20 protein-coding genes and 4 tRNA genes are annotated in these 20,461 nt (G+C 45.0%); 22 read left to right on the plus strand and 2 right to left on the minus strand.

Annotated elements, in window-relative coordinates; genetic code table 11:
- The first annotated feature begins 121 nt into the window (after positions 1-121).
- From uvrC to pgsA, 3 genes are all read left to right on the plus strand, one after another.
- A complete protein-coding gene (uvrC, locus tag ACP7BU_RS11590; RefSeq protein ID WP_004647300.1) occupies positions 122-1,921 on the plus strand; it encodes an excinuclease ABC subunit UvrC in 1,800 nt (599 codons plus the stop codon).
- A 115-nt stretch (positions 1,922-2,036) separates the two neighbouring features.
- Complete coding sequence (locus ACP7BU_RS11595) at positions 2,037-2,831, plus strand: thioesterase family protein (RefSeq protein ID WP_219308148.1); 795 nt, start codon at positions 2,037-2,039, stop codon at positions 2,829-2,831.
- A gap of 107 nt (positions 2,832-2,938) precedes the next feature.
- On the plus strand, positions 2,939-3,526 hold the full coding sequence (gene pgsA, locus ACP7BU_RS11600) for a CDP-diacylglycerol--glycerol-3-phosphate 3-phosphatidyltransferase (RefSeq protein WP_016806864.1): 588 nt from the start codon (positions 2,939-2,941) through the stop codon (positions 3,524-3,526).
- Between the two features lie 576 nt (positions 3,527-4,102).
- Here pgsA and ACP7BU_RS11605 read toward each other — a convergent pair.
- The gene (locus ACP7BU_RS11605) at positions 4,103-4,372 is read right to left on the minus strand and encodes an oxidative damage protection protein (protein ID WP_004278636.1); all 270 of its coding nucleotides are present in this window, start codon (positions 4,370-4,372) and stop codon (positions 4,103-4,105) included.
- Positions 4,373-4,387: 15 nt separating this feature from the next.
- Entirely contained in the window at positions 4,388-5,818 is a 1,431-nt protein-coding gene (gene argH, locus ACP7BU_RS11610; RefSeq protein ID WP_425879933.1) for an argininosuccinate lyase, read from the minus strand.
- Here argH and ACP7BU_RS11615 point away from each other — a divergent pair.
- From ACP7BU_RS11615 to ACP7BU_RS11705, 19 genes are all read left to right on the plus strand, one after another.
- On the plus strand, positions 5,809-6,963 hold the full coding sequence (locus tag ACP7BU_RS11615; protein WP_425879932.1) for a sensor histidine kinase: 1,155 nt from the start codon (positions 5,809-5,811) through the stop codon (positions 6,961-6,963). The genes argH and ACP7BU_RS11615 overlap by 10 nt on opposite strands.
- A gap of 69 nt (positions 6,964-7,032) precedes the next feature.
- Positions 7,033-7,773, plus strand: coding sequence for a LytR/AlgR family response regulator transcription factor (locus ACP7BU_RS11620; protein ID WP_425879931.1), 741 nt, complete (start codon positions 7,033-7,035; stop codon positions 7,771-7,773).
- Between the two features lie 108 nt (positions 7,774-7,881).
- Positions 7,882-8,805 (plus strand): hydroxymethylbilane synthase, encoded by a 924-nt coding sequence (gene hemC, locus ACP7BU_RS11625; RefSeq protein ID WP_155861687.1) that lies wholly within the window; start codon positions 7,882-7,884, stop codon positions 8,803-8,805.
- Positions 8,805-9,584: a uroporphyrinogen-III synthase gene (locus ACP7BU_RS11630; RefSeq protein ID WP_425879930.1), complete on the plus strand. Its 780-nt coding sequence runs from the start codon at positions 8,805-8,807 to the stop codon at positions 9,582-9,584. Before hemC ends, ACP7BU_RS11630 begins: the two co-directional genes overlap by 1 nt.
- Entirely contained in the window at positions 9,581-10,420 is an 840-nt protein-coding gene (locus ACP7BU_RS11635; protein ID WP_425879929.1) for a hypothetical protein, read from the plus strand. Before ACP7BU_RS11630 ends, ACP7BU_RS11635 begins: the two co-directional genes overlap by 4 nt.
- A gap of 6 nt (positions 10,421-10,426) precedes the next feature.
- Positions 10,427-11,620: a heme biosynthesis protein HemY gene (locus ACP7BU_RS11640; protein ID WP_425879927.1), complete on the plus strand. Its 1,194-nt coding sequence runs from the start codon at positions 10,427-10,429 to the stop codon at positions 11,618-11,620.
- An 8-nt stretch (positions 11,621-11,628) separates the two neighbouring features.
- On the plus strand, positions 11,629-12,057 hold the full coding sequence (locus ACP7BU_RS11645; protein WP_004278628.1) for an acyl-CoA thioesterase: 429 nt from the start codon (positions 11,629-11,631) through the stop codon (positions 12,055-12,057).
- 141 nt (positions 12,058-12,198) lie between these two features.
- A complete protein-coding gene (locus ACP7BU_RS11650; RefSeq protein WP_044113061.1) occupies positions 12,199-12,525 on the plus strand; it encodes an H-NS family nucleoid-associated regulatory protein in 327 nt (108 codons plus the stop codon).
- Positions 12,526-12,707: 182 nt separating this feature from the next.
- Complete coding sequence (gene gspN / locus ACP7BU_RS11655) at positions 12,708-13,451, plus strand: type II secretion system protein N (RefSeq protein ID WP_409651616.1); 744 nt, start codon at positions 12,708-12,710, stop codon at positions 13,449-13,451.
- The gene (locus tag ACP7BU_RS11660; RefSeq protein WP_409651619.1) at positions 13,451-14,302 is read left to right on the plus strand and encodes a type II secretion system protein N; all 852 of its coding nucleotides are present in this window, start codon (positions 13,451-13,453) and stop codon (positions 14,300-14,302) included. Before gspN ends, ACP7BU_RS11660 begins: the two co-directional genes overlap by 1 nt.
- Positions 14,303-14,340: 38 nt before the next feature.
- Positions 14,341-16,602, plus strand: coding sequence for a type II secretion system secretin GspD (gene gspD, locus ACP7BU_RS11665; protein WP_425879926.1), 2,262 nt, complete (start codon positions 14,341-14,343; stop codon positions 16,600-16,602).
- 62 nt (positions 16,603-16,664) lie between these two features.
- Positions 16,665-17,324, plus strand: coding sequence for an FHA domain-containing protein (locus ACP7BU_RS11670; protein WP_425879925.1), 660 nt, complete (start codon positions 16,665-16,667; stop codon positions 17,322-17,324).
- Between the two features lie 78 nt (positions 17,325-17,402).
- A complete protein-coding gene (gene gph, locus ACP7BU_RS11675; RefSeq protein WP_243474884.1) occupies positions 17,403-18,071 on the plus strand; it encodes a phosphoglycolate phosphatase in 669 nt (222 codons plus the stop codon).
- Between the two features lie 108 nt (positions 18,072-18,179).
- Complete coding sequence (trpE, locus tag ACP7BU_RS11680; protein ID WP_425879924.1) at positions 18,180-19,673, plus strand: anthranilate synthase component I; 1,494 nt, start codon at positions 18,180-18,182, stop codon at positions 19,671-19,673.
- Positions 19,674-19,771: 98 nt separating this feature from the next.
- A tRNA-Thr gene (locus tag ACP7BU_RS11685) sits at positions 19,772-19,847 on the plus strand.
- Positions 19,848-19,903: 56 nt separating this feature from the next.
- Positions 19,904-19,987, plus strand: a tRNA-Tyr gene (locus ACP7BU_RS11690).
- A 38-nt stretch (positions 19,988-20,025) separates the two neighbouring features.
- A tRNA-Gly gene (locus tag ACP7BU_RS11695) sits at positions 20,026-20,101 on the plus strand.
- Between the two features lie 17 nt (positions 20,102-20,118).
- Positions 20,119-20,193, plus strand: a tRNA-Thr gene (locus ACP7BU_RS11700).
- A gap of 150 nt (positions 20,194-20,343) precedes the next feature.
- Positions 20,344-20,461 (plus strand): GTP-binding protein (locus ACP7BU_RS11705; RefSeq protein WP_425879972.1); only part of this gene is annotated, 118 nt, incomplete at its 3' end.

Raw genomic sequence — 20,461 nt, forward strand, 5'->3', positions numbered from 1 at the left:
ATAACCCGACAGGAACTTTAAGATTAAGTGGCAGCTTCAGGGGAATTTTGTGTTTTTGCTTGAAAATGACGCAACAATCATCACATATATCTGCAGATTGTAGGTGAAAAATAGGCTTTAGGTGAACGAAAACGCACGCCCCCATATTGAAAAAATCCTGGCGAATATGACCAGCCTGCCCGGGGTCTACCGGATGTATGGCAAAGACGGTGAATTATTGTATGTGGGTAAAGCCAAAAACCTGAAAAACCGGGTCTCCAGCTATTTTGTCAAAACGCTGGATCATCCCAAAACCCAGGCCTTGGTGGCACGGATTTATGATATCCAGACCCTGGTGGTACGTTCTGAAACTGAAGCCTTGTTGCTGGAACAGAACCTGATCAAGCTGCATCATCCGCCCTATAACATCATGTTGCGTGATGACAAATCTTATGTCTATATTTTTGTTTCGGCAGATAAACCCTATCCGCGTTTAGCCAGTGGGCGCGGCAAGGGCAAGCACCAGGTGGGCAAGTTTTTTGGACCTTATCCGAGTGCGTATACCGCCCGGGATACTCTGGTGGTGCTACAAAAACTGTTCAATGTGCGTTCCTGTGAAAACAGTTTTTTTGCCAACCGGACCCGGCCATGTCTGCAATACCAGATCAAACGCTGCTCTGCGCCCTGTGTCGGATTTATTTCTCCGGAAGACTATAAGGCAGATGTCGATAACTCGATCCGATTTTTGCAGGGCGATACCAAGGAGCTGAATCAGGAACTGATCGCAAAAATGGAAGCGGCCGCTGAAGCGCTGGAATTTGAAAAAGCGGTGTTCTATCGTGACCGGATGGCATTGTTAAGAGACGTACAGTCGCAGCAGGCGATCTATAAGCTCAAAGGCGAAGCCGATATCCTGTCGATTGCCTATCAGGCCGGTGTGACCTGTGTGCAGATCATGCATGTGCGCAACGGTAAAATGCTGGGTGGAAAAAGTTATTTCCCGGATATGCTTAGTGATGACCTGGGGCAAATGCTGGCCGATTTTATTGCCAATTTTTATTTTCAGGTAGCAGATGAAATCCCGGCTGAACTGATTGTCAATCTGGAAGTGGCTGATCGTAAGGAACTGGAAGCAGCACTGTCGCAGCATTTTGGCAAGAAAATCCAGATCAAGTCCAAAGTCCGCGAAACCCGGGCCGAATGGCTGGAACTGGCGCAGATGAATGTACAGCACGCGATTCAGGGCAAGCTGGCCAATCATATAGAATTAAATGAGCGTTTTCATCAGCTGGAGCAGGTGGTCGGCCGTCCTGTAGACCGGATCGAGTGCTTCGATATTTCACATACCATGGGCGAAGATACCGTGGCGTCCTGTGTGGTCTTTGACAGTGGTGGTGCGCGCAAGCGTGATTATCGCCAGTTTTCCATTCATGATATTCAGGCGGGCGATGACTATGCCGCCATGCGTCAGGCGCTGACCCGTCGTTATAAAAAAGCCCTATTGCCGGACCTGCTGTTGATTGATGGTGGCAAGGGGCAATTGCACATGGCGATGGAAGTCATGCAGGAACTGGGACTGGATGCCTTTATGGTCGGTGTGTCCAAAGGTGAGGGACGTAAGCCCGGTCTGGAAACCCTGCACTTTACCGATGGCAGTAAAATTCAATTACCGGAGGATCATAAGGCGCTGCATCTGATTCAGCAGGTACGTGATGAAGCACACCGCTTTGCGATTACCAAGCATCGTGCCAAACGCGATAAAAAGCGTGGTTCATCAGTGCTGGAAGTTATTCCGGGGCTCGGACCAAAACGCCGTCGGGATTTGCTGACGCATTTTGGCGGGATTCAGGGCGTACTGAAAGCCTCAGAACGAGATCTGCAACTGGTACCGGGACTGGGTTCAGTCATGGCACGGATGATTTATAAAGTGTTGCATGAATAACTTGGGGCTCGAATGCAAGGGCAAAAATGCGTATTGACGCATGGGTCACAGGACATTCACAACCTGATGAATTTTGCCGAATATACTGAGCATCAAGACTTACTGAGGGATCAACATGTCTTTGCATGCACTTTATGCACAAATTGCCGAACAGGAATGGGTAGAGTTTCCACAGGGATGGTTACAGGGTCGTACTCTGTATGGTGGTCTGGCTGCCGCGATGATGATGCAAAAAGCCGTCACTCACATCAATGATCCGGCCAAGCATTTGCTGAGTTGCAGTGTGACCTTTGTCGGCCCGATTCAGCAAGCCAAAGTACGACTGAGTGCCGAAATCCTGCGGCAAGGCAAGTCAGTGACCACGATTGAAGTGCGCTTATGGCAGGACGACGCGGTGCAAAGTATTCTGATTGCCAGTTTCGGTATTTCCCGTGATTCAGAGATTCAGGTACAGCAACAAGCTCAAGCACCTGACTATGCTGTACCAGAGCAGCTGTTTCAGATTCCTGCGGGTTATGGCATGCCAGACTGTTATGACCATTTCGAAGTAGCCTGGGCGGATATCAATCTGCCTTGTAGTGCCAGTCCTCGTCCGGACTTTGGTGGCTGGTGCCGATTTCATCCTGAAAAGCATCACAATCGTGAATTTTTGGTCGCCGACCTGATGGCCATCTTTGATATCTGGCCACCCGGGGTGTTACCGATGTTTAAAAACATGGCACCTGCGAGTAGTCTGACCTGGACAGTGACCTATGTGCATCCGGTTCAACATCAATTGCATGATTGGTTTAAATATAAAGTATTTACCGACTATGCTGCGGATGGTTATGCGACGGAGCATGCCTATCTCTGGGATGCCGAAAATCGCCTGATTGCGATGGCAAGACAAACAGTGACGGTGTTTGCCTAGTGACACTGCAAGTCAATTCGTATAAAGTGAAGCCTATTAATGATGGATCAAACCTCTAAAAAAGTGTGCATTTTCATCGTACATGAGGGGAACAATTGGCGGTGTCTATGACTACAGGTCGTATCCTGAATATTCCAAATATCTTGACCTTGGCGCGTATCGCTCTTATTCCGGTATTTTTATTGGTGGCTTACTGGCCGCCTGCAATGGGCTTTGATGCTCATAACCCCGATATGACGCGGCATATCATTTTAACCACGATCTTTGTGGTGGCTGCGGTAACGGACTGGTTTGATGGCTATCTGGCACGTACATTAAACCAGACTTCCGCTTTTGGGCGGTTTCTCGATCCGGTTGCAGATAAATTGATGGTCGCAGCTGCACTGATTGTATTGGTGCAATGGCAGCCTTCCATGTCGATGGCTTTTGCTGCGATTGTAATTATTTCGCGTGAAATTACCGTTTCAGCCCTGCGTGAATGGATGGCAGAACTCGGTGCGCGGACCAATGTTGCGGTTTCAACAGTAGGTAAATACAAAACCGCTTTTCAGATGATCGCTATCACCGTATTCCTGCTGAACTGGCCACCGCTAGAAATGCTGGCGTATGCCTTGCTATACACCGCAGTGGTACTCACTTTATGGTCGATGTTCATTTATCTGAAAGCGGCTTGGCCATATCTGAAACAGCCTTAATCGAAATGAAAAGAGAAGCTCCTTGAAAGGGGGCTTTTTTTATGCGCTTAAATTATCAAGCCAATCGGCAAATTGCAGGCAAAAAAATACCCAGTCTTTGGGGGAAGAACTGGGATGAAATCGGGGTATTTGTTGCTTATTATTATAGTTATTCAAAGATATCTCATCTTCTTAGGGCTCATTATAGAGAGACAGTTTTTTTTAATCATGTGGCTTCTTGTAGCAGAATGTTGTGTTTTGTGAATACTCTGTATATTGCTTTTACAATCCATTATTTTGATACAAATCTAAATGTTTTTCAGTAGGATAGTGACTGACTCGATAGACGAAATAGGATAAGTGAAAATCTGTTTTTTGTGCCCTGAATATTGGTTAGTAAGATTTGCTAGATTTAGTCAAAAAATCCCTTGAGATAGGGGATAGATTTATGCCTACGCGGATTTCATCCTTGTCTTGAGTAATGTTTAGAACAACGTATAAAAAAAGAATCCCCAAAGTTGGAGATTCTTTTAGATTAAAGCCTACGCGCGCTTTCAGCGCTTGTCTTGCGTAATTTTTAAAGCAATGCTTTAAAAATTACTCAGGCTTCAGCCCTTCGGCTTTTTCTAGGGATGCATCATTGTTAAAGAACTTTTCACGCTGTTCTTCAAGAAACTTTTTCGCATCTGCTTCAAACACGTTCAAACGCTTTTCATTAATTAGCGTAGTCTGGTGTTTTAGCCATTCTTGCCAAGCCTGTTTAGACACGGTGTCAAACAATTCCTGACCCTTTGGCCCCGGGAATGGAGCAAAGTCTAAACCTTCCATGTCCGCCTGATACTTACGGCAAAAAACTTGTCGAGACATATCCATACTCCAAAATTATGCGTAAAGTTGTTCCAAACGCGCATGTGCACGCTCAATGGCTGCTTTCACTTGAGCAGGCGCGGTGCCACCAATGTGATTACGGGCATTCACCGAAGCTTCAAGAGTTAGGGCTTTTTCAAATACGTCTGCTTGAATCAGGTCAGAGAACTGTTGCAGTTGTTCGAGTGTCAATTCAGACAGGTCTTTAGATTCTTGTACACCGAGTGCAACCGCTTTACCTACAATCTCGTGCGCATCACGGAATGCAACGCCGTTTTTCACCAGGTAATCAGCTAGGTCAGTCGCAGTTGAGAAACCACGCAGCGCTGCTTCGCGCATTTCAGCAATGTTTGGAACCAGTGCAGGAATCATGTCAGCAAATGCCATGAGTGAACCACGAACTGTATCGATCGCATCGAACAATGGCTCTTTATCTTCCTGATTGTCTTTGTTATAGGCTAGAGGCTGGCCTTTCATTAAAGTCAGCAGGCTCATCAAATCGCCATAGACACGGCCGGTTTTACCACGTACCAGTTCAGGCACATCCGGATTTTTCTTCTGCGGCATGATTGAAGAGCCAGTACAGAAGCGATCTGGAATATTCACGAATTTGAACTGTGCAGATGTCCATAGAATCAGTTCTTCAGACATACGTGATAAATGCATCATAATTAAAGATGCAGCGGCATTAAATTCAATCGCAAAGTCACGATCCGATACTGCATCCAGCGAGTTTTCAGCAACAGCTTCAAAACCTAGCAGTTCAGCAGTATAAGCACGGTCGATTGGATAAGTAGTACCTGCAAGTGCAGCAGAACCAAGCGGCATACGGTTGACACGCTTACGGCAATCAATCAGACGTTCTGAATCGCGTACCAGCATTTCAAACCAAGCCATTAGATGATGACCAAAAGTCACTGGCTGAGCGGTTTGCAAGTGGGTGAAGCCTGGCATGATGGTGTCGGTGTTTTTAGCCGCTAAGCTTAAAATACCTTTTTGTAATTTTTTCAGTAATTCCAGGATGCTATCGATTTCATCGCGTACATAAAGACGGATATCTGTAGCCACCTGGTCATTACGGCTACGACCGGTATGCAGTTTCTTGCCAGTAATGCCGATACGTTGAGTCAGGCGTGACTCAATGTTCATGTGGACATCTTCTAAATCAATGCGCCATTCAAAGTTGCCTGCTTCAATATCGGCTTGAATCGCTGTCAGACCTTCAATAATGTCATCGCGTTCTTGCGTGGTCAGTACGCCCACTTTTGCCAGCATGGTTGCATGGGCAATCGAGCCTGCAATATCTTGTTTATAAAAACGTTGGTCAAATTGAACAGATGCTGTAAATTCAGCAACAAAAGCATCAGTCGCTTCAGAGAAACGACCACCCCACATACCCGAAGTCTGGGCTTGTGATGGATTAGAGGAATTAGAAGATGTGGTCATGTCGGCTCAATCAGATTAAAAGCAGTAGAACGAAAAAGAGTATAACAAATTCAAAGCCCATTGCCGAAGTCACATCTGCTCAATCTTTTGCATCGATGAACGAAGAAACGCAAAATTCCTATTTTTTTAGCCAGATCGGCAATTTACGCTATTTGCTGGAACTGTTTGCTGGCGGCAATATTCTCGCCATGATTCTGGCGCTTGCAGAAGCGCAATCCTGGCAGGCATTAAATGGGATACACCTGCTGCAATATATGCTGTATATCAACTGGGTACTGTTATGTTTTGCAGCACTGGTCGAGCTGTTCCATCAAGCCTTTCAACGTATGGGAATCAAACTGGCTTTGATTTCTGGATTTCTGCTGTTACAGGCAATTGTACTGCTCACTACGGTGAACCTGAATATCTTGATACATTTTGGACATAATTTTAATTTTCAGGATTTAAACCTAGCGATTGCGCTGGATCGGGTCGGACTCCATTTAAGTCTGGGAATTTTGCTGGGAACTTTCTGTTTTCGTTATCTTTACTTGCGTGAACAATGGGAGCAGCAGCAGCATAGCGAGCTGAATGCTAGAATTCAGGCCATGCAGGCGAGGATTCAACCGCATTTCCTGTTTAACAGCATGAATAGTGTGATCAGCCTGATCAGTATCGATCCGGACAAAGCCGAGCACATGCTGCTGAATTTGTCACGGTTATTTCGTGCCAGTTTTCAGGAATTAAAACTGGTCAGCCTGCAGGAGGAAATTGATCTGTGCCAGCGCTATCTGGAGATTGAGCAGATCCGTCTAGGTGAGCGTTTGCAGGTCGAATGGAAGTTAGAAAACAAAGACTTATACTCACAAGTTCAAATTCCATTATTAACTTTACAACCCTTGCTAGAAAATAGTATTTTCCATGGAGTTGAAAAAATTCTTACAAAGAGTACCATAAGCATATTGGTTGAAATATTGCAAAATCAAATTAATATCATCATAACGAACCCTTATGCACAGGATAATAAAACTTTAAAAAAGGGACATGGTATTGCAATAGAAAATGTCAGACAGCGTCTGCAAGCTTATTATGGACCCAGTGTGACTTTTCAAACCTTTGCCGGCGAAGGGATGTTTACGACGGTAGTGCGATATCAATATAAATAAAAATAAATCAAAGAAATCGCAGTTAGCTTTATCATTCATCTGATGATGTTAACTGGGTAAGGAGGAGAAATGGACATCCTGATTTGTGATGATGAGCCTTTGGCCGTCGAGCGTTTATCACGTTTGGTCTCTCAACTGGGGCATGATGTGGTGGCGACAGCAAGCCATGCCCGTCAAGCGATTGATCTGGCTCACCAATACGAACCCGATGTCATCCTATTAGATATTCAAATGCCTGAAATGAACGGACTGGCTTGTGCGCAACATTTGCGTCAACTGGATCCAATGCCGGCCATTGTCTTTTGTACGGCCTATGACCAACATGCGCTGGATGCATTTAAATCAAATGCCGAAGGCTATTTGCTTAAACCGGTGATGCAACAGGAATTGGCACAGGTTTTAGAGCACTTAACTAAACTTACCCAAGCTCAAATGAGCCAACTAAAACAAAAAGAAAATATGGACGAAATCAATATCAGCCGCCAGCAGATTGCGGCAAAGACCTATCGTGGTGTCGAATTGGTGCCAGTTGAAAATATCTATTATTTTCTGGCGGATCAGAAATATGTCACTGTGCGTCATAAAAACGGCAGTGTATTGATTGATGAAACCTTAAAGGAGTTAGAGCAGGAGTTTGGGAACCAGTTTATCCGGATTCATCGTAATGCCTTGATCTCGGTGCATTATCTGGATGGTCTGGAAGTAGTAAGTTCAGGTCAGTATCAGGTACGTTGTCGTGAGCTGGACGACCGTTTGGCGGTCAGTCGGCGACATTTACCGTTTTTACGAGATCGGATTCAAAAGCTTTAGCAGGGGATGAATGAGAGCATTCAGTTGAAACTTGTATAAATTCACTTGCATTTTCAAGTGAGCAGGTTAAGTTTAGACTATTGTTCTCATTTACTGTTATTGAAATTTATGAAGACCCTAAAAATTGCAACTCGACAAAGTCCACTTGCGCTTTGGCAAGCGGAACATATCCGTGCGCGCCTACAAGATTTGCACGCTGGTTTGCAGGTCGAGTTAGTCACTTTTGTTACACAGGGCGATAAAATTCTAGATACACCACTGGCTAAAATTGGTGGAAAAGGACTATTTGTAAAAGAATTAGAAGCCGCTTTACTGGATGGTCGTGCAGATCTGGCTGTGCATTCCATGAAAGATGTCCCGATGGCCTTGCCCGAAGGTCTGAGTCTGGCAGTGATCTGTGAACGTGAAGATCCCTTAGATGCCTTTGTGTCGAATACTTATGCCAGCTTTGAGGAATTACCACAAGGCGCCAAAGTCGGAACCTCAAGCTTGCGCCGTAAAACTCAGATTTTAAAACAGCGTCCGGATCTGGACATTATCGATTTACGCGGTAATGTCGGCACACGTTTATCTAAACTGGATGCAGGCCAGTATGATGCGATTATTCTGGCCAGTGCTGGTTTAAAACGCTTGGGTCTGGCAGAACGTATTCGTCATACTCTGACGCCTGAAGTCAGTCTGCCGGCTGTGGGTCAAGGGGCATTGGGACTGGAATGCCGTACTCATGATCAGACGGTGCTGGACTTGATTCAGCCACTCCTGCATGCGGATACAGATGCGTGTGTACGTGCCGAACGTGCCTTTAATGCCTATCTAGAAGGCGGATGTCAGGTGCCGATTGCTGGTTATGCCACGCTCAAAGAGGGTGTGATTTCAATCGAAGGTCGTGTGGGCAGTGTCGATGGAACAGTTTTGCTCCGGGCACAGCATACTGGCAAAATGGCAGCTGCGGAGCAATTGGGTGTAGAGCTGGCAAAAGACCTGCTTGATCAAGGTGCTGGCGAGTTGCTGAAAGCACTCTATTCACACTGATGTTATTGATTAATACCCGCCCCAGTGATCGTGCTGCAGGTTTGACCCAGCAGTTACAGGCAGCGCAAGTGCCTGTTTTAGAATTGCCTTTGCTCGAACTGCATGCAATGCCTTATTCCGATGAGCTGTCGATTTTGTATCAGCAGCTGGAGCAGGCACAGATTATTGTGGTGGTTAGCCCGACGGCTGCCCAGATTGGTATGCAATATTTTCAACAGGCTGGAGTCGCGCTCTCGACTTTGGCACAGGTGCATTGGGTGGCAGTGGGTAAAGCCACTGAACAGGCATTGGCGAGCTATGGCATTCATAGTCATGTGCCTGAGGTCGAAACTTCGGAAGGCATGCTGCAATTGCCTGTGTTGAAGCAACTGGCTTCTGGTTCAGGTGTAGCCTTCTGGCGCGGAGAAGGTGGTCGTCAATTTATGATGGATCATTTACGTGCCAGCAATATTAAAGTTTTAAACTTTATTTTGTACCGGCGGCAATGTCCTGAAACGACGGCAACGATTTTGGCAGAGAACTTGTCGCTGCTTAAGACGCAGCAGCGTTTTGCAGTTCTGATCACCAGTGAAGCGAGTTGGTTAAACTGGCTGACACTCTTGCAAAGGAATGCGGAGTTTATACAGCAAGCCTGTTATTTGGTTTTGGGGCCACGTTTGGCCACTATTCTTGGAGAATATCAACAGCAGCATCAGGCAAGTTTTCAATTCGTACAAATCGATGATTTAGACGCAAATACAATCTTGCAGAAAATGGGGCTGATATTAGGGAACGCATGAAGAAACTATTCATTGTATTGTTCATCTTGAGTATAGCGTGGCTAGTCAAGCTTAGCTATGACCTACATGTTCTGAATACAGCACAGACTGAATTCAATCAAAGCATCAATCAGTTACAGCAGCAAAATGCTAATCTCAATGATCAGTTCGTGGCTTTAAAACGCCAGATTTCTGCTCAGCAGGAAAATGCTGAAACCACTTCATCTAAAGCGCCAGTACGTGAAATGACAACTGATGCAACGCAAAATGATATTGTCTTGGTGCAGCAACATCTGGATCTGATCGAATTTGCACTACAACAGCAACAATACGCCACTGCGATTGAGAAATTAAATCAGTTATCTAATGAGCTGGATGATTATATTTTAGCGCCTGCCTTGGTCAGCAGCTTGCAGCAAGTGATTGCGAAAGATCAGGACATGCTGAAAAAATTCGTGAACAGTCGATTAGTGCAGCAAAATAAAGTAAAAGAACTCTTGGTGCAGATGGATGCTGAAATTGAAAAAGAAATTCAGACACCACATCGTCAGCGTCCAGAAACTCAACGCTCTTTCTGGCAGCGCTGGATTCAGGTTGAATCCGCAGATCAGCCAAGCACAGTCTTGATGCAACGGCATCTGGTACTGAAAGAGGCCCAGTTGCGCTTGCTCATCGCACAGAATACCTTACAAAAAGACCAATCTGTCGCTTTTCAGCAGGCACTGAATGCCGTGATTGAAGTCTTGGAACAATTGCCGGATGCACAGAGCCAAAAATGGATTCAGCAATTGTATCAAATCAAGGCCACCCCGATTACTCCGATTCCATTATTAAACACACGCACCCTAGTGGGCTAATTGCTTATGAAACAGATTCTGCTAGCCTATTTATTTGTCTGCCTGCTTGGTATTGCGGGGCTGAGTATCCTGAGTTATGGACATGGGGCTGGCTATGTCTATCTGTATTGGCGCGAGTGGCAGTTACAAACCACCCTCTGGTTTTTGGCCGCATCCTTGGTGAGCGTGAGTTTTCTGATGCATTGCATCTGGTATGCGATCAAGCAGTATCGCAGCCGTGAACAACGTAAAACTCAAACGGTCTTTAGTTTTTCCCGCTTACATCCTTATGAACAACTGGCAGTCATCTGGTTATTAAACGCTGCGCAGGATCAGCGGGATTTTATTCAGCAGTCTTTTACCAAGTCGGGTTTACTTAAACATATTATTGATGCACGTTTATCTTGGGGGCAACAGCAATATACCCATGCATTAACTGCTTTAAATCAGTCCAATCCCATGGCATTTGAATTGGCAGAATTACAGCGGATTGAAATTTATTTATCACAACAGCAAGGTGAACAAGCACTTACCCATTTAGAGTTTTTAAATCAGCATGAATTATCACCTTGGTTAATACAGGTTAAAACAGCCTATGAGCAGCGCCTTGTCGCCTTATGGGGGGTATTTGCCATGCAGTTTCCCTGGTTATATTTACGTTCGACCCAATATGGGCATTTAGACCAAGAAGTAAAAAAAACATGGCTTGAACAATTATTATTAGCCTATGACCAAGCCACACAGGACGATTTATTTTATTTACAGCAACGTTATTTAGATTTAAAACCGCAAATATTTGATCGTGACTATTCGGTCAAATTATTATGGTTGAAATTATTATTTAGAATGCCAGAAATGAGTGCCGAGCATGAAGTGCTTGCGATTCATTTAATGGAACAGCAATTTAATCAGGATGTATTTTATTTGTGGTTCCAACAACAGTTATTGCGTCAAAACCCGGATTATGATGCGATTGCACAACAGATTTCGCACTGGGAAACCAAGTATCCGGCATTACCGGTTTTAAGCTTTGCGAAATGGCATGTGTTGCAAGCCACAGGCTATACAGATCAAGCCCAGCAACTACTTGACTTGTATCCGGATGATATTCGTATGAGTTATTTAAGAATTAAAGCTGCCTTACAAGATCGGGAGGACTTGCTACAGCAGTTAAATGCAGTATTTGAATCGAATGTAAACTTTATAGAAATTAAGACTTGAGAATAATAATGTCAGAATTAAAACAATATCCAGTTATTTATGAACAAACAGTCGCATGGGGTGATATGGATGCCTTTGGACATGTCAATAATGCCATGTATTACCGTTATGTCGAAAGTGCGCGTCTGGCTTATCTAGGGATATTAGATATACATAATGAACCGGTATTTACGGTAGTGTCTTCAAATCAGTGCCGTTATTTAAAACCTGTGGTTTTTCCTGATCATTTAAAAGTGGCAGCACGTATTGAAGAAATCCGTAATAGTGCAGTCAGAATGCAATATCTATTATGGAGTGAAAAACAGCAAAGTATTGTGGCTACTTCAGAAGCAGTGATTGTCTGTGTCGATAAAAAGACCATGCAGAAAACAGAAATTCCGGAACATATTCGAGAAAAAATCAAAGCACTTGAATTAAGCGTTCAACATGAAATTTAAAAATGAATGAAGCATTTTATTTTGTAATTTTTTTTAAAATTTATTGTTATTGCTTTAAGGTTTTATATTGAATGTTTTATTTAATATAAATATGATGGGGCTATTATTTAACAAAACGAATAATATTATTTTTCGGAGAGCATTATGCCAGATATTACGCATTTATCAGTAGAAGAGTTAAAACGTTTACAAGCAGAAGCAGAGTCACTGATTGCTTCAAAAAAAGATCAAGAAATTGAAGGCGCTTATCAGCAAATCTTGGCAGTTGCCGAGAAAGTGGGTATGACAGTTGAACAGTTACTTGAATTTGGTGCGTCTAAGCGTAAGAAATCATCACGTAAGTCGGTTGAGCCGCGTTACCGTAGCAAAAGCAATCCGGACGATACCTGGACTGGCCGTGGTAAACAACCGCGCTGGTTAGTGGCAGAATTGGAAAAAGGCGCAAAGCTGGACGATTTTCTGATCTAGGCCTCCATTTGATCTGGTCATTAGGCTGTCATACAGACAGTCTAAGATGATTAAACCAAGCATACCTGCTTGGTTTTTTTATATCTATGAATTGGCGTTGGCAGAAAAGTGTGCATAATGTGTGAGTATAAGGGAAAAATTATAAATGGGGATTTGGACTTGAGCGATTGGTCGTGGTGGGGATGAGCAGTAAACCGAAAACTTTAAGATGGTTGATCCTTACTCTTGTTGCATTTTTTATTTTTGTCGTATTACAAGTGCCAGCGGCCTGGTTAATTTCAAAATTTTATAAAAATAACCAGACTTTGCATAATGTAAACGGAAATATCTGGCAGGGAAGTGCGGACTGGAAAAAAGGCAATCTTCGGGGCAGTCTGAACTGGAAAGTACGGCCTCTGGATTTGCTGTTGCTGCGGGTTGGGGCACATGTGGATTTGCATAGCGGCAATACCCAGCTTTCCGGGATCATGGCTTATGGTCTGAATAAGTCTTTGATTGTCAAAAATCTTGAAGGGCAGGTCGCGCCTGAAACCTTAAAAAAAGTTGCAGACTGGCAATGGCCGAGTACTGCGATTCAGTTTAAAGATCTGGATTTTAAATATAAAAAAGATCAGGGTTTCAGTCAGGTGGCTGGGCAAATGCAATGGGCGGGTGGTGAGCTGATTTATACCTTTGCTCAGCGTCAGGAACGCATGAATGTACCCGCCATGACTGGACAACTCGCAGATGAAAGCGGACAGCTGTTAATTGATGTTCGGGATAGTCGCGATCAACGCATGCTGAATATCAAGCTTGATCCGAATCTGATGCTGGATATCCAGCTCACCCAGCGCTTTTTAATGAATGCGCCTTCCTATGAAGGTAAAGCCGGATTGGATACCTATGTGATCAGTACCCGCCAACCCTTAATGGGAGGCTTGAACTGATGGCAGTTTCTCTGAATGATTTAAAAAATATTGAACTGAAACAGATCAATCGTGCTGCACCTGTGGTTTTGTTACTGCTCATCCTGTATCTATGCTGGAAGCTGGCGGCTTTGTTCTGGTTGCTGATAGCTCCACCACAAGCCATGCAGCTGGATCGGGTTGAACTGGGTTCACAACAGGCACAAATTCCGAATATCGGTGCATTTTCACTGTTTCAGGAAGTTGGGCAGTCTGCGGGTGCTGTTGAAACGGCCAATATCATTTTACAAGGGGTGGTGGTTGCCAGTCCAAGTTATAACTCTTCTGCGGTACTGAAAATTAATGATCAGGTCGATCGTTACCGTGTCGGGGAAATGCTGGCCAATAGCGGTTTTGAGTTGGCTGAGGTGTATTGGGATCGGGTTATTCTGCGTCGATCCACAGGTGCTACTCAGGAAGTCTTATTCAAAGGTCTGGAAAATGGTTTGAATCAGCCGATTGTGCCGGAAACATCAGCATCTTCAAGTTCAATGCCTGCTATGCCTTCTAGTAGTATGCCTGAGCAGCCTTCGCCACAGAATGAAATTGGTCGAGCCATCCAGCAGATGCAGGAAAACAAGGACCAGTATTTACAAAATATGGGGGTCAGTGCAGCAGATGGTAGTTATGAAGTAACTTCACGCACACCGGCTGCATTGCGTAATCGCCTGGGTTTAAGACCAGGCGACCGGATCTTGTCTTTAAATGGTCAGACGCTGAGCCAAGGACAGACCGAAGCACAATTACTGGAACAGGCCCGACGTGAAGGTCAGGTCAAACTCGAAATAAAACGTGGTGATCAGGTGATGACCATACAACAAGATTTGAAGTGATGTGTCATCACGCATAGGGTTAGGAAACACGAAAGTTTATGGCTTTATTTAATAATAATCGATCAGCATGGGCATTCTGTGTGGCCGCACCGTTAATGGCCATGGTCAGTACGGCGAGTTATGCACAAACCTGGAAAATTAACCTTCGAGATGCTGACTTAACTGCATTCATTAATGAAGTGGCCGATATTACCGGCAAAAACTTTGCAGTCGATCCGCGGGTACGTGGCAACGTAACAGTCATTTCCAATAGAGCCCTGAATAAAAATGAAGTCTATGACCTGTTTTTAGGCGTACTGAATGTCAACGGTGTGGTGGCAATTCCTTCGGGTAATACCATCAAGCTGGTTCCGGACAGCAATGTCAAAAGCTCAGGCATTCCCTATGATGCCAGAAGCCGCGCCAGTGGTGACCAGATTGTGACACGGGTGTTGTGGCTGGAAAATACCAATCCGAATGACCTGATTCCTGCATTACGTCCCTTGATGCCGCAGTTTGCCCATTTGGCGGCAGTGCCGGGGACAAATGCACTGATTGTGTCGGATCGCGCCAGCAATATTTACCAGTTGGAAACCATTATTCGCAACCTGGATGGCACCGGTCAGAATGATATTGAAGCGGTCAGCTTACAATCGAGTCAAGCCGAAGAAATGATTGGACTGATCGAGTCCATGACTGCCACCGGTGGAGCTAAAGATGTCCGCGGTTCACGGGTGCGGGTGATTGCAGATACCCGTACCAACCGGATTATCATCAAAGGTGATCCCACGACGCGCAAACGGGTGCGTCAAGTAATCGAAACCTTGGATGTACCGGCTGCGGATCGTTTGGGTGGATTAAAAGTTTTTCGTCTGAAATATGCCAGCGCTAAAAATCTTGCGGAAATCTTGCAGGGTTTGGTAAGCGGGCAGGCGGTGAACAGTAATTCAAATTCGAGTAGTACATCCTCGAACTCGTCTTCGCTCAGTTCTAGTAGCAATTTAAATAACAATAATACCAGCACAGGTTCAAGTAGCAACACCTCTTCAGGCATTCAGCTGAATAGCGGCATGAATAATGAGCAGGGCGGAATTACCAGCTTTAATAGCAATGGCGTCAGTATTATTGCCGATACCACACAAAATTCTCTGGTGGTGAAAGCAGATCCACAACTGATGCGGGAAATTGAATCGGCAATTGACCAGCTAGATATCCGTCGTCAACAGGTGCTGATTGAAGCCGCGATTATTGAAGTTGAAGGAACCGATGCGGATCAACTCGGTGTGCAATGGGCCTTGGGTGATATCAGCAGTGGTATTGGGCTGGTGAACTTCGATAATTTTGGGACTAGCCTGAAAAATATTGCGGCCGGTTATCTCACCGGTGGTGGTGCAGGTGCTGCAAGTGCCGTGGGCGCAGGTAGCTCACTGGTACTCGGTGATTATCGTGAAGGGAGTGATGGTTCCCGACGTCTGTATGGTGCGATGATTCAGGCACTCAAAGAAACCACTAAATCCAACCTGTTGTCTACGCCGTCGATTGTGACCATGGACAATGAAGAAGCCTATATTGTGGTGGGTGAAAACGTACCCTTTGTCACAGGCTCAGTGTCTACAGGCGCTGCTGGAGTTGCTAATCCCTATACCACCATTGAACGTAAGGATGTCGGGGTCACTTTAAAGGTGGTTCCACATATTGGCGAAGATGGTACGGTACGCCTGGAAGTGGAACAGGAAGTTTCTGATGTCAAAGCCAGTAAAGGGCAGGCGCAGGATCTGGTGACGAGCAAACGTGCAATTAAAACCTCAATTCTGGCCGAACATGGACAAACCATTGTGCTTGGTGGTCTGATTTCGGATAACACCAGTTATGGACGCCAAGCGGTGCCGGGTCTGGGTGCAATTCCAGGCTTAGGACGTTTATTCCGTTCTGAAGGTAAATCCAATCAGAAGCGTAACTTATTGATCTTTATCCATCCAACCATTGTGGGGGATAAAAATGCAGTGCGTAAACTGACCCAGCAACGTTATAGTCAGTTATATAGTCTGCAACTCGCACTCGATTCAGACGGGAACTTTGCCAAATTGCCAGAAAGTGTTGAAGATGTGTATCAACAGCGAATTCCGGTATCCAGAACGCCCTTGCAAAACTCGACCTATCAAACTGTGCCGACCGCACCGGTTCAGGCACAACCAGTTAATGTAGTCGCCACGCCGGTCGCGATAGAACCAGTGATTCAGCGACAAGTGGTAGAACCCGTCCAACAGGTAGAAAAAAGTAAAAATACCGTTACAACAACCACACTTAGACCCAAAAGCTAAGCCATTCGTATTTGCAGACAGCATGTTATGATAATGTCAAAGAGAACAGAGAAGTAACTTTCATGACTTGGAAAATACACGCGATTACAGGCGACTTAACAGGACAGGAAATTAGCATTGACCGTGACATGCTGGTAGGGCGTCATCAGGCTGCGGATATCGTGTTACAGGCTGCGGAAATCTCCCGTAAACATGCGGCATTTTTACTGAAAGATGATGCGCTCTGGGTGCAGGATTTGGGTTCATCGAATGGCACTTTCGTCAATGATGTGCAGATTGCGCAAGAAACCTTATTAAAGCAGGATGACATTGTTCAGTTTGCCAGCTTGAAATTTTCAGTAATGGCGCCTGCGGCTGCAGTAGAGGTTCCAGCAGAAATTGAAGCAACGGCAGAAAAAGTCGTGGAACAGGTCGAAGTCGCTGAGCCTACACCTGCACAGCAAATGAATGATCAGGGAATGCCGGAACTGAAACATCGTGATGCTACGGTACAATTAACCCGTGATGGCATGCCAACCAATGTTGGTATTCCAAAACCGGCGCCTATTCCGGAAGGCGTAGACATTAGTGCGGTGAAACCAGAGCCTACCCCAATTCCGGTTGAGCAGCCTGTATCACGTGTAGAACATAAAAAAGAAACCCAGAAAAATGTATCTGTTGGTTTGATTTCAGTGATTGTGCTGATTATTTTAGCAATTATGGCTTGGTTATTGTTCAAATAAGCCGATGATTGGTTACAATCAAGGCATGCACCGCGCATGCCTTTTTTGTGGCTGCGAATATTATAAAAGAGGGTCGGGATGTCTATTGCACAATTAGAAAAGCGCGAACTGATCTTATTCGATTTGGATGGTACCTTGGTGGATTCAGCACATGATCTGTATCGCGCCATGAATATGAGCTTGAATGTGCTGCAATTGCCTCTGGTGACTGAAGAGCAGGTACGGACCTGGGTAGGTAAGGGCACGTCGATATTCTGTGAAAGTGTACTCCAGCATCTGGTCGGTGAAGTCACACCGGTACAGCATCAAGAGCTCTTAAACACTTTTCTGGATATTTATAATGTCGATCCCTGTGTTGATACCGTTCCTTTTCCGGGAATCCTGAAATTTCTGGACTGGGCCAAAGCTCAAGGTAAAACCCTGATTTGTGTGACCAATAAGCCTGAACTTCCTGCCCGCAGTATTTTAGATACCTTGGATATGGCTCATTATTTTGCCGATACCATTGGTGGCGACCGTTTTACTGAGCGTAAACCACATCCGCGCCAGTTGCTGCACTGTGTCGAACATTATAAGGTGAGCAAAGAACAGGTCTTGTTGATTGGAGACTCTTCCAATGATGTTGAAGCCGCACGCCGCGCCGGGATTGATTGTGTTGTAGTCAGCTATGGCTATAATCATGGTGAAAATATTGCAGATTGTCAGCCACAGCAGATTGTGGATGATCTTAGAGAATTACTTGCCTAATACGCGTACTAAGGAAAGAAAATGAATAGTTGTAAGGTTTTTCGATGGCGTCGCTCAGTTCAATTTTATTTACATACTGAGTAACCCTAATTTAAAGAGAAAAACCGCATGACCACTCAAGCACAATTCCAGCAACTTGCTGCGCAAGGCTATAACCTCATTCCTGTTTACCGTCAGCGCCTGGCAGATACCGATACACCACTTTCTATTTTTGCTCGGCTTAAACAGCATCAACAGGCTTATTTATTCGAGTCTGTAGAAGGTGGTGAGAACTGGGCACGTTATTCGATTATCGGATTAGGTGAATCTACCGTATTTTCCTGCAATGCGGGCGAACTGACGGTACAGCATGCAGATGGTTCAATTGAAAAGCAGCACTGTGCTGACCCATTTCAATATATTCGAGACTTTCAGGCGCAATTTAAGGTGCCAACTCAAGCAGAATTGCCGGACTTGCCGAGTTTTACAGGCGGGTTGGTGGGCTACTTTGGTTATGACGCTGTGCGTTATATTGAACCGAAATTAAAAAATGTGCCTGAAGCGGATCCGGTTGGATTACCCGATATCTGGATGATGCTGTCTAAAACTGTCATTGTGTTTGATAATTTAAAAGATACCTTGTTCTTGATTGTACATGCCGATGCCACTGCTCCGGGTTCTTATGAAAAAGCACATGAACAATTAAATGAATTAGAAAATATTCTGGCCACGCCCATCAGTCTTAAAGCTGAAAAACATACGCCGCCACATTTCGAGTCCCTCACCGGACATGACAACTTCATTGCCTCGGTAGAAAAAGTCAAAGAGTATATTCGTGCTGGCGATGTAATGCAGGTCGTACCCGGGCACCGGATGGTGTCTGACTTCGATGGAGACCCGCTACAGGTGTATCGTGCGCTGCGTCATCTCAATCCATCGCCGTATTTGTTTCTTGTGCAAGGGCAGACCTTGGAAAACAATACGCCATTCCATATTGTCGGCTCTTCTCCTGAAATTCTGTCCCGTCTGGAAAATGGTATTGCTACCGTACGACCGCTTGCGGGAACACGCCCACGCGGTAAAACCAAAGAAGAGGATCTGGCGCTTGAGCAGGACTTACTCTCTGACGAAAAAGAAATTGCTGAACATGTCATGCTGATTGATCTGGGACGTAATGATGTGGGACGCATTGCAAAAATTGGCAAAGTGCAGGTAACTGATCAAATGGTGATCGAACGTTATTCACATGTGATGCATATTGTCTCCAATGTGCAGGGTGAAGTACGTGATGATGTCGATGCTCTTGACGTTTTTAAGGCAACTTTCCCCGCAGGCACACTTTCAGGCGCGCCAAAAATCCGTGCCATGGAAATTATTGATGAAGTTGAGCCGGTAAAACGTGGAATTTTCGGTGGCGCTGTTGGTTATTTAGGCTGGCATGGCGAAATGGACATGTCGATTGCGATTCGTACCTGTGTCATTCGCGAAAATAAGGTCTATGTTCAGGCTGGAGCAGGGTTAGTTGCCGACTCAAATCCTGAATCTGAGTGGAATGAAACCCAAATAAAAGCTCGCGCAGTGATCAAAGCGGTTGAATTATCATCAAATGGTTTGATTTTATGAGTTTTTGAGGTTTTTTTTGAAAAAAACACTTGCAAGGATTCTGAGTTTTGCTAAACTGCACACCGTTCCGATACGAAACGTACGAAACACTAAGAAACGCCGGCATAGCTCAGTTGGTAGAGCAACTGACTTGTAATCAGTAGGTCCACAGTTCGAATCCGTGTGCCGGCACCATCTTAGAGGTTTGGTAGTGTGAAGTAATGAACAGCACTGATGTAAGTGTAAAAAATGGTGAGGTTCCCGAGCGGTCAAAGGGGGCGGACTGTAACTCCGCTACGAAAGTTTCGAAGGTTCGAATCCTTCCCTCACCACCAATTTTAAGACTTCAATAAGTGGTTTGTACCAACATCGTGCGGGAGTAGCTCAGTTGGTAGAGCGGTAGCCTTCCAAGCTACATGTCGCGAGTTCGACCCTCGTCTCCCGCTCCATTGAAGTACTAATATTTGCTCTTATAGCTCAGTGGTAGAGCACTCCCTTGGTAAGGGAGAGGTCTCGAGTTCAAATCTCGATAAGAGCTCCAGATTACAGTTTAGCAACTCTGTTGCAAAGAAATTCCAAAAGCAGGCTATTTAGTCTGCTTTTCAAGTATTTGGTGTTCGGTTTTTTTAAACGATATGTCGGAGCTGGGTTTTACTCAGAATTGTGTTCGACGTAAACGAGGAAGATTAACATGGCTAAGGCTAAGTTTGAACGTAATAAGCCACACGTTAACGTGGGCACAATTGGTCACGTTGACCATGGTAAAACAACTTTAACAGCTGCAATTGCAACTGTATGTGCGAAGAAAT

Origin of the sequence: Acinetobacter sp. 40AMC3-4, from assembly GCF_049898185.1 — a bacterium.
Taxonomy (GTDB): domain Bacteria; phylum Pseudomonadota; class Gammaproteobacteria; order Pseudomonadales; family Moraxellaceae; genus Acinetobacter.

Excerpts from the sequence above, each read along its gene's own strand:
- ACP7BU_RS11595 (WP_219308148.1), top strand. The coding sequence starts at position 2,037 with ATGTCTTTGCATGCACTTTATGCACAAATTGCCGAACAGGAATGGGTA.
- pgsA (WP_016806864.1), top strand. The coding sequence starts at position 2,939 with ATGACTACAGGTCGTATCCTGAATATTCCAAATATCTTGACCTTGGCG.
- ACP7BU_RS11605 (WP_004278636.1), bottom strand. The coding sequence starts at position 4,372 with ATGTCTCGACAAGTTTTTTGCCGTAAGTATCAGGCGGACATGGAAGGT.
- ACP7BU_RS11615 (WP_425879932.1), top strand. The coding sequence starts at position 5,809 with ATGTGGTCATGTCGGCTCAATCAGATTAAAAGCAGTAGAACGAAAAAG.
- argH (WP_425879933.1), bottom strand. The coding sequence starts at position 5,818 with ATGACCACATCTTCTAATTCCTCTAATCCATCACAAGCCCAGACTTCG.
- ACP7BU_RS11620 (WP_425879931.1), top strand. The coding sequence starts at position 7,033 with ATGGACATCCTGATTTGTGATGATGAGCCTTTGGCCGTCGAGCGTTTA.
- hemC (WP_155861687.1), top strand. The coding sequence starts at position 7,882 with ATGAAGACCCTAAAAATTGCAACTCGACAAAGTCCACTTGCGCTTTGG.
- ACP7BU_RS11630 (WP_425879930.1), top strand. The coding sequence starts at position 8,805 with ATGTTATTGATTAATACCCGCCCCAGTGATCGTGCTGCAGGTTTGACC.
- ACP7BU_RS11635 (WP_425879929.1), top strand. The coding sequence starts at position 9,581 with ATGAAGAAACTATTCATTGTATTGTTCATCTTGAGTATAGCGTGGCTA.
- ACP7BU_RS11640 (WP_425879927.1), top strand. The coding sequence starts at position 10,427 with ATGAAACAGATTCTGCTAGCCTATTTATTTGTCTGCCTGCTTGGTATT.
- ACP7BU_RS11645 (WP_004278628.1), top strand. The coding sequence starts at position 11,629 with ATGTCAGAATTAAAACAATATCCAGTTATTTATGAACAAACAGTCGCA.
- gspN (WP_409651616.1), top strand. The coding sequence starts at position 12,708 with ATGAGCAGTAAACCGAAAACTTTAAGATGGTTGATCCTTACTCTTGTT.
- ACP7BU_RS11660 (WP_409651619.1), top strand. The coding sequence starts at position 13,451 with ATGGCAGTTTCTCTGAATGATTTAAAAAATATTGAACTGAAACAGATC.
- gspD (WP_425879926.1), top strand. The coding sequence starts at position 14,341 with ATGGCTTTATTTAATAATAATCGATCAGCATGGGCATTCTGTGTGGCC.
- ACP7BU_RS11670 (WP_425879925.1), top strand. The coding sequence starts at position 16,665 with ATGACTTGGAAAATACACGCGATTACAGGCGACTTAACAGGACAGGAA.
- gph (WP_243474884.1), top strand. The coding sequence starts at position 17,403 with ATGTCTATTGCACAATTAGAAAAGCGCGAACTGATCTTATTCGATTTG.
- trpE (WP_425879924.1), top strand. The coding sequence starts at position 18,180 with ATGACCACTCAAGCACAATTCCAGCAACTTGCTGCGCAAGGCTATAAC.